The following is a 14736-nucleotide window of genomic DNA, read 5'->3' on the forward strand; positions in this document are numbered from 1 at the left end:
CGACGCTATCGCGGGCAAGCCCGCTCCCACAAGGATTGGCGGTGTACATAAAAGTTATGTTCACCCCGGTCACTGTGGGAGCGGGCTTGCCCGCGATAGCGTCAGGGCGGCCGGCAGCTTAATCCCTGAGGAAATCCGGTCAAGTACTCAAATAACGCCCGATCAAGGCAATCCCGCTGGTCAGCACCAGCCAGGTCACCAGCCGCACGAACGCCTCGCGGGACAATCTCATGGTCAATCGCCGCCCGACCCACAGCCCCAATGCCATGGCCGGCAACAAACACACGGCCAGTATCAATAAGGGTAGCTCGGCATAGACACCGGCGACGGCAAACAGGCTCAAGCGCACCACGGTGCTGCAACTGATCAGCGCACTCTGGGTCGCCCGCGCCGCCTCTTTCGGCAACCGACTGTTCAGATAGATCGCATATAAAAAGCCGCCACTGCCAAACAATGCTCCGAACATCCCGCCCACCGTGCCCATCGGCACAGCCCAACCGGCGGACAATTGCGTCGGCCGGGTTTTGACCCACAAGCTGTAAATCGCGTAGGCGCTGATAAACAGCCCCATCAACAGCAACAACACATCGGATTTGAGGTTCAGCAGAAAGATCACCCCCAGCGTGCAGCCCACCGCCATGCAGGGCAGCAGCCGCAGCAACTCGGGTTTCGCCACATCCCGCCGCGAAGGCAGCAGATTGCCGAACGCCGCGACGAAATCCAGTAGCACCAGCAACGGCACAATCTTCGATAGCGGCATGAACAGAATCAGAATCGGCCCCGCCACCAACGCCGTGCCAAACCCGGCGATACCAAACACGATGTAAGCCAGGGCGATGCCCAATCCGATCACCAGCCAATCCGTGGCGCCGAATGGCCATTGGTGCAACAACTCAAGCACATTCATTTGCACGGCTTCCTTGAATAACTGTGATGACTTTAGCCAGCGCCGAGGCTTGCGACTAATATCTTCAACGCCACTCACCCATCTCAAAAAGGCATGCCTTGTGCTTTCAACCCGCCAATTGCGTTACTTCGTGGAAATCGCCGATTGCGGGAGTTTCAGTGCCGCAGCCGAACGGCTGTTCATTGCCCAGTCGGCCCTGAGCCGGCAAATAAAGGACATGGAAACCCGACTGCAAACGCCTTTGTTCCAACGTACTGCACGCCAGCCCCGACTGACGGCGGCCGGTGAAGCCTTCTTGCCCCGAGCCAGAAACCTGCTGAATGAACTGACTAAAGCCAGTGAGATGGCCACCCAGGTCGGCAGTGGAGAGCTCGGCACCTTGCGCCTCAGCCATTCCAGCACCGTGCCCATGAGTGGCCGTTTACTGCGAGGCATCAGCGACTATCTGGACCGGCACGTCGGCGTGTCCATGGAGATCGTCAAACTGTCTTCCGAAGCGCAACTCGAAGCGCTGGCCGACAATCGGCTGGATGTCGGACTGCTGCGCCTGCCGGTATTGCGCCAACGTGAAGGCGTGCACATTGTTCCTCTATATAACGAGCGCTTGCTGCTGGCCGTGCCGCCCAATCACAGACTGGCTGTGGATAAGTCCGCGCAAGCCATCGACTTGGCGCAATTGAAGGATGAGGCCTTTATCTCCATTCCTCATCCGCAACGTGGCGGATTGAGCTATCTGTCCGCCGAGTTGTGCATGCGCCAGGGATTCTTCCCGAAAGCGGCGCGGGTGGTGTCGCGCAAAACCACGCAACTGCAATTGATTCAGGCCGGTTTCGGCATCGCCCTGCTGCCGGAATCGATGCAGGACATTGCACCGCCCGACATCCACTTCCTACCCCTGGCCGATCCGGATTGCCACAGCACCGTCGCCCTCGCCTGCAAGCAAAATCCCACCGCGCTGGTTCAACACTTCATCAATACCTGCACAAATCCCTGTGGGAGCGGGCTTGCTCGCGAAGACGGCGTGTCAGTCGACATACATGCTGAATGTTAATCCGCATTCGCGAGCAAGCCCGCTCCCACAAGGGGATTTTTGTTGGATCGTGGAGTTTGTTTGCCGAATGCCTTTAAACTGCGCCCCATGATTAAAGATCCCTTTGCAAGACTCGGCCTGGACCGTGAAGTCCTGACTGTCAGCCAGCTCAACGGCCGCGCGCGGGTGTTGCTTGAAGACGTGTTCAGCAACATCTGGGTCGAAGGCGAAATCTCCAACCTCGCTCGGCCGGCGTCCGGGCACGTGTATTTCACCTTGAAAGACAGCGGCGCCCAAGTGCGTTGCGCGCTGTTTCGGCAGAACGCGGCACGGGTCCGTCAGGCGCTGAAGGACGGCCTGGCGGTCAAGGTGCGCGGCAAGGTTTCGCTGTTCGAGGGGCGTGGCGACTATCAGCTGATCCTCGACACCGTCGAGCCGGCCGGTGACGGCGCGCTGCGTCTGGCTTTCGATGCATTGAAAGAAAAACTCAGCGCCGAAGGCCTGTTCAGCGCCGAGCGTAAAGTGCCGCTGCCGGCGCATCCGCAGCGCATCGGTATTATCAGCTCGCCGACTGGCGCGGTGATTCGCGACATCATCAGCGTCTTTCGCCGCCGCGCACCGCAGGTCCAGTTGACACTGATACCGACCGCCGTGCAGGGCCGCGAAGCGACCGCGCAGATCGTCCGCGCGCTGAAACTGGCAGACGCCCGTGGTTTCGACGCACTGATCCTCGCCCGTGGCGGCGGTTCGCTGGAAGACCTCTGGTGTTTCAACGAAGAAGCCGTGGCCCGCGCCGTGGATGCCTGCGTGACGCCGATTGTCAGCGCCGTCGGCCATGAAACCGACGTCTCGATCAGTGACTTCGTGGCCGACGTTCGCGCCCCGACGCCGTCCGCCGCCGCCGAATTGCTTGCACCGGATTCCAGCGACCTGGTGCGCCGGGTCGAAAGCCTGCATCGGCGCCTGGTGATGCGCATCCGCGACCGCCTGATGCGCGATCGGCTGCGCCTGGAAGGCATGTCCCGCCGTCTGCGTCATCCTGGCGAACGTCTGCGCCAACAAGCGCAACGTCTGGACGACCTGGACATGCGCATGCGCCGCGCCTTTGAACGCAGTTTGAATACCCGTCGCGAACGGCTGATTCGCCTGGAAACCCGCCTCGCCGGGCAACACCCGGGACGGCAACTGGCGATGCTTCGTCAGCGCCTCGACAGCTTCGCCGAACGCCTGCCGCGCGCCATGCGCGAAGGGCTCAAGGCCCGTCGCCTGCAATTGCAAAGTCAGGTGCAGACGTTGCAGGTGGTCAGCCCGCTGGCCACCCTCGCCCGTGGCTACAGCATTCTGCTGGATGAACGCGGCAACGCGATCCGCAGTGCCGAACAAACCCATACCGGTCAGCGCCTAAAAGCCAAACTGGGCAACGGCGAGCTGCAGGTCCGGGTTGAAGACAATCACCTGACGCCTGTCACCCTTTCTTTACTGGATTGATCCATGCCGCGTTTTTTAGCTCCGCTGTTGTTGCTGTGCCTGACCTTCAATGCCCACGCCGACAGTTACATCACCCGTCTATTGAACAAACCGGTGCCGGGTGGCGTGGCCGTGGTGGATCTGGGCGCTTCTGCCCAGGCGCCGAAAGCCAGCTATCAAGGCAAACCAGTGCTGGTGGTCAAGGAACAGAACAACTGGCTGGCGATTGTCGGCGTGCCGTTGACCGCCAAGCCGGGCGCGCAGTCGATCAGCAGCGGCGGCCGTAATCTAGGTTTCACCGTCGGCAACAAGAAGTACCCGGAACAGCGCATCACCCTGAAGAATACGCAGCAGGTCAATCCGAACCCGGAGAACCTTAAGCGCATCGAGCGCGAGCTGGCCGAGCAAATCGCCGCCTACCGCACGTTCAGTCCGAACACCCCGAGCAACCTGCTGCTGGACAAACCGGTCAACGGTCCGCTGTCGAGCAAGTTTGGTGTGCGCCGTTTCTTTAATGGTGAAGAGCGCAATCCGCATTCGGGCCTGGATTTCGCCGTGGGTGCCGGCACACCCATCAAGACCCCGGCGGCGGGCAAGGTGATCCTGATCGGCAACTACTTCTTCAATGGCAACACGGTGTTTGTCGACCATGGGCAGGGCTTTATCAGCATGTTCTGCCACATGTCGAAGATTGATGTGAAGGTGGGGCAGCAACTGGCTCGCGGTGGCGTGGTCGGGAAAGTCGGCGCCACCGGGCGGGCGACCGGGCCGCATATGCACTGGAATGTCAGCCTGAATGATGCGCGGGTGGATCCGGCGATTTTTATTGGCGCGTTTCAGCCTTAGTCATCTGTGAGGCTACTGGCCTCTTCGCGGGCAAGCCCGCTCCCACAGGTTCCGAGTTGGATTACGAATGTGTGATCCACACCCGTCCACTGTGGGAGCGTGGCTTGCCCGCGAAGACGGCCTCAAAATCGCCGAAGCATCTCCCGACAACTTGGGTCTTTGCATCGACACAGCTCGACTTCTTCAATTGCGCATCCCTCAAGCCTCGCGCAAACATAAAAACGATCATTCCCATTCAAAGCAATAAAATCGCGACAAAATCGCTTTTTCGGGTATTCCTCTCAATTTTTTTCGACTGCTTGCCATCCTCCACCCCCGAGGTTAGGGTTGAAGGCATGAAAACCTCTCACACCCTCATTCAGCTTCGCCAGCACCGCAGCCTGTGCCTCGTCAGCGCACGACTGCCGGGCTGAATCGCGGTGCCTCGCCCTACGCTTTTCCCCAAGAACAATTGATCCACCGGCAGGCCGCCTTTTTTCGGCCCACACAATAAGGATTTCCCGATGAGCATGCTCAAAGACCCGTCTTCGAAATACCGCGCGTTCCCGACCATCGATATCCCGGACCGCACCTGGCCATCGAAGACCATCACCGCAGCGCCGATCTGGTGCAGCTCCGACCTTCGTGACGGCAACCAGTCGCTGATCGAGCCAATGGACGCGGTCAAGAAGCTGCGTTTCTGGAAAACCCTGGTGCAGGTCGGTGTGAAAGAAATCGAAGCGTCGTTCCCGGCCGCGTCGCAAACCGACTTCGACTTCGTCCGTACCTTGATCGAAGGCAACCACATCCCGGACGACACCACCATTCAGGTGCTGACCCAGGGCCGTGAAGACTTGATCGAGCGCACTTTCGAATCCCTGCGCGGGGCGAAGAAAGCCATCGTTCACTTGTACAACGCGACCTCCCCGTCCTTCCGCCGCATTGTCTTCAACCAGGACAAGGAAGGGGTCAAGGCCATCGCCGTGAACGCGGCCAAGCTGTTCGTCAAATACGCCGCCCAGCAGCCGAACACCCAGTGGACGTTCGAATACTCGCCGGAAACCTTCAGCGCGACCGAACTGGAATTCGCCAAGGAAGTCTGCGACGCGGTGATCGAAGTCTGGAACCCGACGCCTGAGCACAAGGTGATCCTCAACCTGCCGGCCACCGTCGAATGCGCGACCCCGAACATTTATGCCGACCAGATCGAATGGTTCGGCCGTCACATCAACCGTCGTGACAGCGTGATCATCAGCCTGCACACGCACAATGACCGTGGCACGGGCGTTGCGGCCACCGAACTGGGCTTGATGGCCGGAGCGGACCGAGTCGAAGGCTGCCTGTTCGGCAACGGCGAGCGTACCGGTAACGTCGACCTCGTGACCGTGGCGTTGAACCTCTACACCCAGGGCATTCACCCTGAGCTGGACTTCTCCGACATAGACGGCGTGCGCAAAGTCGTCGAAGAATGCAACCAGATCCAGGTTCACCCGCGTCACCCATATGTCGGCGACCTGGTTCACACCGCGTTCTCCGGCTCGCACCAGGACGCCATCCGCAAGGGCTTCGCTCAGCAGAAACCGGACACCCTGTGGGAAGTGCCGTACTTGCCGATCGACCCGGCCGACATCGGCCGCAGCTACGAGGCGGTCATCCGCGTCAACAGCCAGTCGGGCAAGGGCGGTATCGCCTACCTGCTGGAGCAGGAATACGGCATCAGCTTGCCGCGTCGCATGCAGATCGAGTTCAGCCAGGTCGTACAGCGTGAAACCGATCGCCTGGGCCTTGAGATGACCGCCCAGCAGATCCACGCCTTGCTGCACAGCGAGTATTTGCAGGCCAACACCCCGTATGCGCTGGTCAGCCATCGCCTGCAGGAAGAGAACGGCCACAGCGCCGTCGAAGTGGAAGTCTCGGGCAAGGGCCAGGGCGAAACCAACCTGCACTGGCGCGGCAAGGGCAACGGCGCGCTGGAAGCCCTGGTGGCCGGCCTGCCGATTCCGGTTGAGATCATGGACTACAACGAACACGCGATCGGCGCGGGCACCAATGCCAAGGCCGCGGCCTACATTGAACTGCGTGTGAACGGTGAACGTGCGGTGCATGGCGTCGGCATCGATGAAAACATCACCACCGCGAGCTTCAAGGCCCTGTTCAGCGCGCTGAACCGCTCCCTGAGCCAACCGGAAGCGAAAGCGGCATAACCCTTCGCTGAAATGCAAAAGGCCCCAAGGTGCGAACCTTGGGGCCTTTTTGTTTGCCTGGCATTTTTGTGGTGCCTGTCATGGCCTCATCGCGAGCAGGCTCGCTCCCACAGGAGATTTTTGGTGTACACAAAATCTGTGTTCACATCGATCAACTGTGGGAGCGAGCCTGCTCGCGATGAGGCCAGCTCAGGCTGCCGAGATCTCAGGTGAACTCGAAAGTATCGGCATCCAGATTCGCCGGAAACCGTGTGCGATAGGCTTGCAGATCCGCCGCATTCAGCACGACCTGAAACACACCATCGGCTTCGCCCGCACTGAGCAATGTCTCACCCTGGAAATCCAGCACCTGGCTATCACCGGTGTAAGCAAAGCCTTTGCCATCGGTACCAATGCGATTCACCGCCGCCACGTAGCACAGGTTTTCAATCGCCCGCGCCGGCAGCAAACGGTTCCAGTGCTGACGGCGTGCGCCGGGCCAGTTGGCGGTGTACAGCAACAGGTCGGTGTCCTGTGCATCGCGGCTCCACACCGGGAAACGCAAGTCGTAGCAAATCAGCGGCCGCACTCGCCAGCCCTTGAGCTCGAATTGTACTTGGCGCTCGCCCGGCGTGTAGTGGTTGTGCTCGCCGGCCATGCGGAACAGATGACGCTTGTCGTAATGCCAGACTTCCCCGTCCGGCCGTGCCCACAGCAGACGATTGCGATGGCTGCCATCGGCGGCCTGGACGATCACGCTGCCGGTTATCACCGCGTCGAGTTTCGCCGCCTGAACGCGCAGCCATTTGCTGGTCGGACCGTTTTCTGCTTCGGCGAGGGTTTCCGATTCCATGGAAAAACCGGTGGTGAACATCTCCGGCAGGATAATCAGATCCGCCCCGCGAGCCTGCTCAAGCAATTGCTCGAAATGCTCGAGGTTGGCCTGACGGTCGTGCCAGGCCAGGGTGGTCTGGATCAGCGCGACGTTCAGATTGGGCAGTGCACTCAGATCACGCATAGTTTTGCCGCTGCTTCACGCAACGTCTCCTCGCGTTTGGCGAAGCACAAGCGCACCAGGCGCTGGCCTTCAGGTGGAGTCTGGTAGAACACTGAAATCGGGATGCTCGCCACGCCATGTTCACGGGTCATCCACAGCGCCATCTCGACATCATTGAGGTCCGGGCGAATCTGCGAGTAATCGACCAGCTGGAAATAGGTGCCGGTCACCCGTTTGAAGCTGAAACGCGACGGTGCCAGCAGATCGCAGAACAGATCGCGCTTGGCCTGGTAGAAACCCGGCAGTTCTTCAATGTGTTCGGGATGTTCGGCCATGAAGTCGGCCAAGGCGTATTGCAGCGGGGTCACGCCGCAGAAACTGACGTACTGATGCACCTTGCGCAGCTCGGCGGTGAGCGCCGGCGGGGCGACGACGTATCCGGTTTTCCAGCCGGTGACGTGATAAGTCTTGCCGAAGGAACTGACCACGAAGGCGCGCTGATACAGCTCTTCGTGATTGAGCACGCTGACATGAGGCACGCCGTCGAAAACCAGGTGTTCATAGACTTCGTCGCTGACGATGTAGATGTCGCGATTCCGAATCAACGCTGCCAACTGATCCAGTTCGGCACGACTGATCAGTGCGCCACTGGGGTTATGTGGCGAGTTGAGAACGATCATCCGCGTGCGTGGGGAAATCGCTTCGGCGAGCTTTTCAAAGTCGATGGCAAAATCGTTCAGGCCCAACTGCACATGCACGCAACGACCTCCGGCCAGCTCAACCGACGGCTCGTAACTGTCGTAGCACGGGTCGAACACGATCACTTCATCGCCGCTGTGGATAACCGCCTGAATCGCGCAGAAGATCGCTTGAGTGGCGCCGGGCGTGACCGTCACTTCATGGTCGGCATCCACGTTGACGCCGTAGCTGCGGGCGATCTTCGCCGAAATCTGCTGGCGCAGCGCCGGCAGGCCGGTCATCGGTGAATATTGGTTGTGGCCATTGGCAATGTGCCGGCCGACCGCATCGCACAGGGCTTGCGGGGCATCGAAATCGGGAAAACCCTGGGACAGGTTGATCGCCCCGGTTTGCGCCGCGAGCTGAGACATCTGAGTGAAGATAGTGATGCCGACATTCGGCAGCTTACTGGTGATCATCGGTGATTCCCTGCTCTACACCCGGCTCTAACGGCGGCGCGGGAGAGCCCGAGGATAGCCCATCCGGCGCCCATAAAAAAAGGGCGCCTGGTGGGCGCCCCTCTTCCAAAACATTCACTGCATTACTCTGTGGTGAGGGGATTTATCCCCGTTGGGTGGCGTAGCCGCCCAAAAACCATCCACTGCGGTCTGTCAGATAAACCGCGGTGCAGGGTTTACGACTACTTCGTAGCCGAACGGGGATAAATCCCCTCGCCACAAAAGCCCACACACAAATGCGTGCGGGGGCTGTGAATCAACGCTTGTCGCGGCGCTTTTTGTCGGCCTTCTTGTGGTGCGACATCATGCGGCGCTTCTTGTTGACCTGACGGTCAGTGAGCGAGGTCTTGTTACCTTCATATGGGTTCTCGCCGCCCTTGAACTCGATGCGAATCGGCGTACCGACCAGCTTCAAGACACGACGGTAAGTGTTTTCCAGATAACGGACGTAAGACTTCGGCACCTTCTCGATCTGGTTACCGTGAATCACGATGATCGGCGGGTTCGCGCCACCCAAGTGGGCATAGCGCAGCTTGATCCGGCGGTTATTGACCATCGGCGGCGCGTGCTCACTGACCGCATCTTCCAGGATTGTGGTCAGGCGGTTGGTTGGCCAGCGGGTGACCGCAGACTTGAACGAGTTCTGTACGGAGGCGTAGAGGTTGCCCACGCCCGTGCCGTGCAGGGCCGAGATGAAGTGGATGTCGGCGTAGTCAACGAAGAACAGTCGACGTTGCAGTTCGACCTTCACGAAGTCGCGCTCGCTCGGCGTCATGCCGTCCCACTTGTTGATCGCGATGACCAGCGCACGACCCGACTCAATGGCGAAGCCCAGCAGGTTGAGATCGTGATCGACCACGCCTTCGCGGGCGTCCATCACAAAGATCACCACGTTGGCGTCTTTGATCGCCTGCAGGGTTTTAACCACGGAGAACTTTTCGACTTCTTCGTGGATCTTGCCGCGCTTGCGCACACCGGCGGTGTCGATCAGCGTGTACTTCTCGTCGTTACGCTCGAACGGGATGTAGATACTGTCGCGGGTGGTGCCGGGTTCGTCATAGACGATGACCCGGTCTTCACCGAGCATGCGGTTGACCAGGGTCGACTTGCCAACGTTCGGGCGGCCGATGATCGCGATCTTGATCCCGTCTTTTTCGCTAGGGCCAGGAATGCGCTTGGCTTCCTCGCCTTCGGCAACGATCTCTTCCTCGCCTTCTTCCAGCTCGTCATCGTCTTTCGGGAAGTCGCTGAGGGCGATTTCCAGCATCTGGGTGATGCCACGACCATGTGCACCGGCGATCGGGATCGCGTGGCCCATGCCCAACGGAGCGAATTCGGCGCGGGCCATTTCAGGGTCGATGTTGTCGACCTTGTTGGCAACCACGTAGGAACGCTTGTTACGTTTGCGCAAATGCTCGGCGATCATCTGGTCGGCGGCGGTGAAACCAGCCTTGGCATCTACCAGGAACAGAACGACATCCGCTTCTTCAATGGCCAGCAGCGACTGCTCGGCCATTTTTTCGTCCATACCGTGCTCGTCACCGGAGATACCGCCGGTGTCGACCAGAATGTAGGAACGCCCTTGCCACTTGGCCTCACCGTATTGGCGATCACGGGTCAGACCGGACAAGTCGCCGACGATGGCGTCGCGAGTCCTGGTCAGGCGGTTGAACAAGGTGGACTTGCCGACGTTCGGTCGGCCCACCAGGGCGATTACGGGAACCATGCGGCTCTCCACTTCGTTATTTCAGAAAATACAAAAGCCGCTGCGAGGCAGCGGCTGGTGCTCGGGGCAGCGCTTGAAGGCGCCGCAAGCCTTGCAGAACAAGGCCGCCTGGGGGTTAAACCCCAAGCATAGTCAAATCTTTACTTAATGGTCAGGGCTTCCAGTTTGCCGCTGTTGCCATACACATAAATCGAGTCACCCACCACCAGCGGACGGGCACGCAGGCCGTCGCTGTCGATGCGCTCGCGGCCGACGAAACGACCGTCCACCTGGCTCAGCAGGTGCAGGTAGCCTTCCATATCACCGACTGCAACATAGCTGGAAAACACTTCCGGAGCCGACAGTTGACGACGGGCCAGCGAATCGTTGCTCCACAAGGCTGTGGTGGAACGTTCGTCGACGCCTTCAACGGTGCCCGAAGACAGGCTCACGTATACGCTGCCAAAACCTTGGGCGACGCCGGCATAGCTGGAAGCATCACGCTGCCAGAGCTGACGACCGCTTTCCAGATCCAGTGCCGCAACGCGACCCTGGTAGCTGGCGACATACAGCGTACCGCCGGACAGCAGCAAGCCGCCGTCGATATCAACCACACGTTCCAGTTCCGAACGGCCTTGTGGAATCGCGACCCGTTGTTCCCACACCGGCACGCCGTTGGAAATATCGAGAGCGACCACTTTACCGGTCGACAGGCCAGCCACCGCGAGGCGGTTGGTAACGATCGGTGCACTGGTGCCGCGCAAGGTCAGGACCGCAGGGGTGCTGTCATACAACCAGCGCTGGTTGCCGGTAGCGGCATCCAGACCGATCAGACGGTCGTCCTGAGTCTGAACCACCACAACGTCACCGTTGTTGGCCGGCGGTGCGAGGACTTCGCTGGACACGCGAGCGCGCCATTTCTCTTCACCGTTGATCGCATCCAGGGCAACGATTTCGCCCTTGATGGTACCGAACATGACCAGACCGTAACCCACGCCAACGGCGCCGGAAACAGGCAGTTCAAGGTCCTTCTTCCATTTGACGTCGCCGTTGCTGCGATCCAGCGCCATCACCACGCCAGTGACGTCGGCGGCATAAATGGTATCGCCTTCGATCGCCGGAACCAGCATGTTGTAGGTTTCGCCCTGACCGTCACCGATCGAACGACTCCACTGCTTTTGCAGAACCACTTCTTCCTTGAAGTCGGTCAACTCGGCCGGTGGCAATTCTTTTTTGCTGTTGCTGCTGCAACCCGCGGCCAAAATGGCCAGAGCCAGCAATGCTGCATGTTTCCAACGGATCACGTCACGCATCCCCTTTGGCCAGGTCGTCCAGCTTGATTTGTAGGCCACCGACCGCCGCTTCATCCGACAGTGCCGCCTTGGCTTTTTGATACGCCGCGTTTGCTTCGTCAGTACGACCCAGCTGCACCAGCAGGTCGCCCTTGAGTTCTTCGCGAGTGGCCAGGAATGCCTTGTCGGCATCGCCTTCGAGCAGCTTCAGGGCTTCATCGACCTTGTTCTGCGCGGCCAGCACCTGCGCCAGACGCTGACGGGCGATTTCGCCCAGCGCCGGGTTGGCCGGTTTGGCAACGATGGCTTTCAGCTCGGTGGCCGCGTCGTCCAGCTTGCCGCTGTCGACCGCGACTTTCGCCACGAACAGGCTGCCGTACTGCGCATAGGCGCTACCGCCGAACTCGCTGTTGAGCTTGCCGGCCAGGTCAGAAACGCGGGCGGCATCAGGCTTGCCGTCAGGCGTCAGCGTGGTTTCGAGCAATTGCTGATAGAGAATCGAGGCGCCTTGCGACTGATTGCTCTGATACTTCTGAAAGGCCTGCCAGCCGAACACGATGACCAGCGCCAACAGGCCGCCAGTGACCAGGGGCTTGCCGTTGCGTGTCCACCAGTCCTTTAAATCCGCCAGGTTTTCGTCTTCGGTACTCGACACCCCAATACTCCTTAATCGCTAAATCGGCTGTTTATGACAGCTTCAACCCTGCACGACGCAGGTGGCCAGGTGTGCAGCAAGCGCATCCCAGGCAATGCTTTGTTGTTCGCCCTGGCCACGCAGGGGTTTGAAACCTACCACTTGCTGGGCCATTTCGTCGTCACCGAGGATCAGCGCATACAACGCACCGCTCTTGTCGGCCTTCTTGAACTGGCTTTTGAAGCTGCCGGCGCCGGCATTGACTTGCAGGCGCAGGTTGGGCAATTCATCACGAACGCGTTCACTCAGGGTCAGACCGGCCAGCTCGGCAGCTTCACCGAAGGCGCAGAGGTAGACGTCGACCTGACGGGAGATCTCTTGCGGGATCTGCTCTAGGGTTTCAAGCAACAGCACCAGGCGCTCGATACCCATGGCGAAACCAACGCCCGGGGTCGGCTTGCCGCCCATCTGCTCCACCAGACCGTCGTAACGACCACCGGCACACACGGTGCCCTGAGCGCCCAACTTGTCGGTGACCCATTCGAAAACGGTCTTGCTGTAGTAATCCAGCCCGCGAACCAGCTTCGGGTTGATCACGTAAGGAATGCCGGCGGCGTCCAGGCGAGCCTTCAGGCCCTCGAAGTGCACGCGGGATTCTTCGTCGAGGTAGTCGGCCATTTTCGGCGCGTCGACCAGGACCGCTTGAGTGTCGGCGTTCTTGGTATCAAGCACGCGCAATGGGTTGGTCTTCAGACGGCGTTGGCTGTCTTCGTCCAGCTTGTCCAGGTGAGCGGACAGGAACTCGACCAGCGCTTCGCGATAACGACCACGGGATTCGCTGGTGCCCAGACTGTTGAGCTCGAGCTTGACCGCATCACGGATGCCCAACTCGCCCCACAGGCGCCAGGTCAGGATGATCAGCTCGGCGTCGATGTCCGGACCGTCGAGGTTGAACACCTCTACTCCGATCTGGTGAAACTGGCGATAACGGCCTTTCTGCGGACGTTCGTGGCGGAACATCGGGCCGATGTACCAGAGTTTCTGCACCTGGCCACCGCCGGTGATGCCGTGCTCGAGCACCGCACGCACGCAGGCCGCCGTGCCTTCAGGGCGCAGGGTCAGGGAATCGCCGTTGCGGTCGTCGAAGGTGTACATCTCTTTTTCGACGATGTCGGTCACTTCACCGATGGAGCGTTTGAACAGCTCGGTGAACTCGACGATCGGCATGCGGATCTGCTTGTAACCGTAGTTATCCAGCAGACGCGAGACGGTGCCCTCGAAATGACGCCACAGGGACGTCTGTTCGGGCAGGATGTCGTTCATGCCACGAATGGCTTGCAGAGACTTGCTCACTATAAATCCTTAAATTCGTTCGGCTCTTCAGTCGGGCTCAGCCGCGGGCGATAACTGCCGCGTCGGCTTCGACCTTTTCGGCCGCTTTCTGGCGGATCAAGCGTTCAAGCTCATCCACCAGATTGTCATTCGTCAGTTTCTGCGACGGCTTGCCGTCGATGTAAATCAGGTTGGGCGTGCCACCGGTCAAGCCGATATGGGCTTCCTTGGCTTCGCCCGGCCCGTTGACCACGCAACCGATGACCGCGACATCCAGCGGCACCAGCAGATCTTCGAGGCGCCCTTCCAGTTCGTTCATGGTCTTGACCACATCGAAGTTCTGCCTCGAGCAGCTCGGGCAGGCGATGAAGTTGATGCCACGGGAACGCAGGTGCAGGGATTTGAGAATGTCGTAGCCGACTTTCACTTCCTCGACCGGGTCGGCCGCCAACGAGATGCGAATAGTATCGCCAATCCCTTCGGCGAGCAGCATACCGAGGCCCACGGCGGATTTCACTGTGCCTGAGCGCAAACCACCGGCTTCGGTGATGCCCAGGTGCAGCGGCTGGACGATTTCCTTGGCTAGCAGGCGGTAGGCGGCGACGGCCATGAACACGTCGGAGGCCTTCACGCTGACCTTGAAGTCCTGGAAATTCAGTCGTTCGAGGTGCTCGACGTGACGCAGGGCCGACTCGACCAGCGCGGCCGGGGTCGGCTCGCCGTATTTCTTTTGCAGGTCTTTTTCCAGGGAACCGGCGTTGACGCCGATGCGGATCGGAATCCCGCGATCACGGGCGGCATCGACCACCGCACGCACGCGGTCTTCACGACCGATGTTGCCCGGGTTGATGCGCAGGCAGTCAACGCCCAGCTCGGCTACCCGCAAAGCGATCTTGTAGTCGAAGTGGATGTCGGCCACCAACGGCACTTTGACCAATTGCTTGATCTTGCCGAAGGCTTCGGCGGCGTCCATGTCCGGCACGGAAATGCGCACGATATCGACGCCAGCGGCTTCCAGACGATTGATCTGGGCCACGGTGGCGGCCACGTCATTGGTGTCGCTGTTGGTCATGCTCTGAACAGCGATGGGCGCATCGCCGCCAACGGGCACGTTACCGACCCAGATCTTGCGGGATTCGCGACGTTTGATTGGAGATTCGCCGTGCAT

At 60.0% G+C, this 14736-nt stretch carries 12 protein-coding genes; 4 read left to right on the top strand and 8 right to left on the bottom strand.

The features are described 5' to 3' along the window. Positions 1 to 139 precede the first annotated feature (139 nt). Positions 140 to 907, bottom strand: a complete 768-nt coding sequence (locus ACA053_RS23555; protein ID WP_497393834.1) for a sulfite exporter TauE/SafE family protein — start codon at positions 905 to 907, stop codon at positions 140 to 142. A 100-nt stretch (positions 908 to 1007) separates the two neighbouring features. Between ACA053_RS23555 and ACA053_RS23560 the strand changes: the two genes are divergently transcribed. The 4 genes from ACA053_RS23560 (at position 1008) to leuA (ending at position 6433) form a co-directional block, all read left to right on the top strand. Beyond that, positions 1008 to 1958, top strand: coding sequence for a LysR family transcriptional regulator (locus ACA053_RS23560; RefSeq protein WP_497393835.1), 951 nt, complete (start codon positions 1008 to 1010; stop codon positions 1956 to 1958). 87 nt (positions 1959 to 2045) lie between these two features. Then, positions 2046 to 3425, top strand: coding sequence for an exodeoxyribonuclease VII large subunit (gene xseA / locus ACA053_RS23565; protein WP_497313503.1), 1380 nt, complete (start codon positions 2046 to 2048; stop codon positions 3423 to 3425). A gap of 3 nt (positions 3426 to 3428) precedes the next feature. Continuing rightward, positions 3429 to 4250, top strand: coding sequence for a peptidoglycan DD-metalloendopeptidase family protein (locus ACA053_RS23570; RefSeq protein WP_497393836.1), 822 nt, complete (start codon positions 3429 to 3431; stop codon positions 4248 to 4250). 503 nt (positions 4251 to 4753) lie between these two features. Then, entirely contained in the window at positions 4754 to 6433 is a 1680-nt protein-coding gene (gene leuA, locus ACA053_RS23575; protein ID WP_109634598.1) for a 2-isopropylmalate synthase, read from the top strand. Positions 6434 to 6638: 205 nt separating this feature from the next. Here the strand turns inward: leuA and ACA053_RS23580 are convergent, their stop codons facing one another. The 7 genes from ACA053_RS23580 to ispG form a co-directional block, all read right to left on the bottom strand. After that, positions 6639 to 7430: an amidohydrolase gene (locus ACA053_RS23580; RefSeq protein WP_109634599.1), complete on the bottom strand. Its 792-nt coding sequence runs from the start codon at positions 7428 to 7430 to the stop codon at positions 6639 to 6641. Continuing rightward, complete coding sequence (locus ACA053_RS23585) at positions 7418 to 8566, bottom strand: pyridoxal phosphate-dependent aminotransferase (RefSeq protein WP_497313508.1); 1149 nt, start codon at positions 8564 to 8566, stop codon at positions 7418 to 7420. Before ACA053_RS23585 ends, ACA053_RS23580 begins: the two co-directional genes overlap by 13 nt. A 295-nt stretch (positions 8567 to 8861) precedes the next feature. Next, positions 8862 to 10331 (bottom strand): ribosome biogenesis GTPase Der, encoded by a 1470-nt coding sequence (der, locus tag ACA053_RS23590; RefSeq protein WP_109634602.1) that lies wholly within the window; start codon positions 10329 to 10331, stop codon positions 8862 to 8864. Between the two features lie 140 nt (positions 10332 to 10471). Beyond that, positions 10472 to 11623, bottom strand: a complete 1152-nt coding sequence (gene bamB / locus ACA053_RS23595; protein WP_497313510.1) for an outer membrane protein assembly factor BamB — start codon at positions 11621 to 11623, stop codon at positions 10472 to 10474. After that, the gene (locus tag ACA053_RS23600; protein ID WP_109634605.1) at positions 11616 to 12257 is read right to left on the bottom strand and encodes a tetratricopeptide repeat protein; all 642 of its coding nucleotides are present in this window, start codon (positions 12255 to 12257) and stop codon (positions 11616 to 11618) included. Before ACA053_RS23600 ends, bamB begins: the two co-directional genes overlap by 8 nt. A gap of 42 nt (positions 12258 to 12299) precedes the next feature. After that, complete coding sequence (gene hisS, locus ACA053_RS23605; protein ID WP_497393837.1) at positions 12300 to 13589, bottom strand: histidine--tRNA ligase; 1290 nt, start codon at positions 13587 to 13589, stop codon at positions 12300 to 12302. 37 nt (positions 13590 to 13626) lie between these two features. Next, a complete protein-coding gene (gene ispG / locus ACA053_RS23610) occupies positions 13627 to 14736 on the bottom strand; it encodes a flavodoxin-dependent (E)-4-hydroxy-3-methylbut-2-enyl-diphosphate synthase (protein WP_010457850.1) in 1110 nt (369 codons plus the stop codon).

The sequence above is a fragment of the Pseudomonas sp. LBUM1672 genome (genome assembly GCF_059695655.1).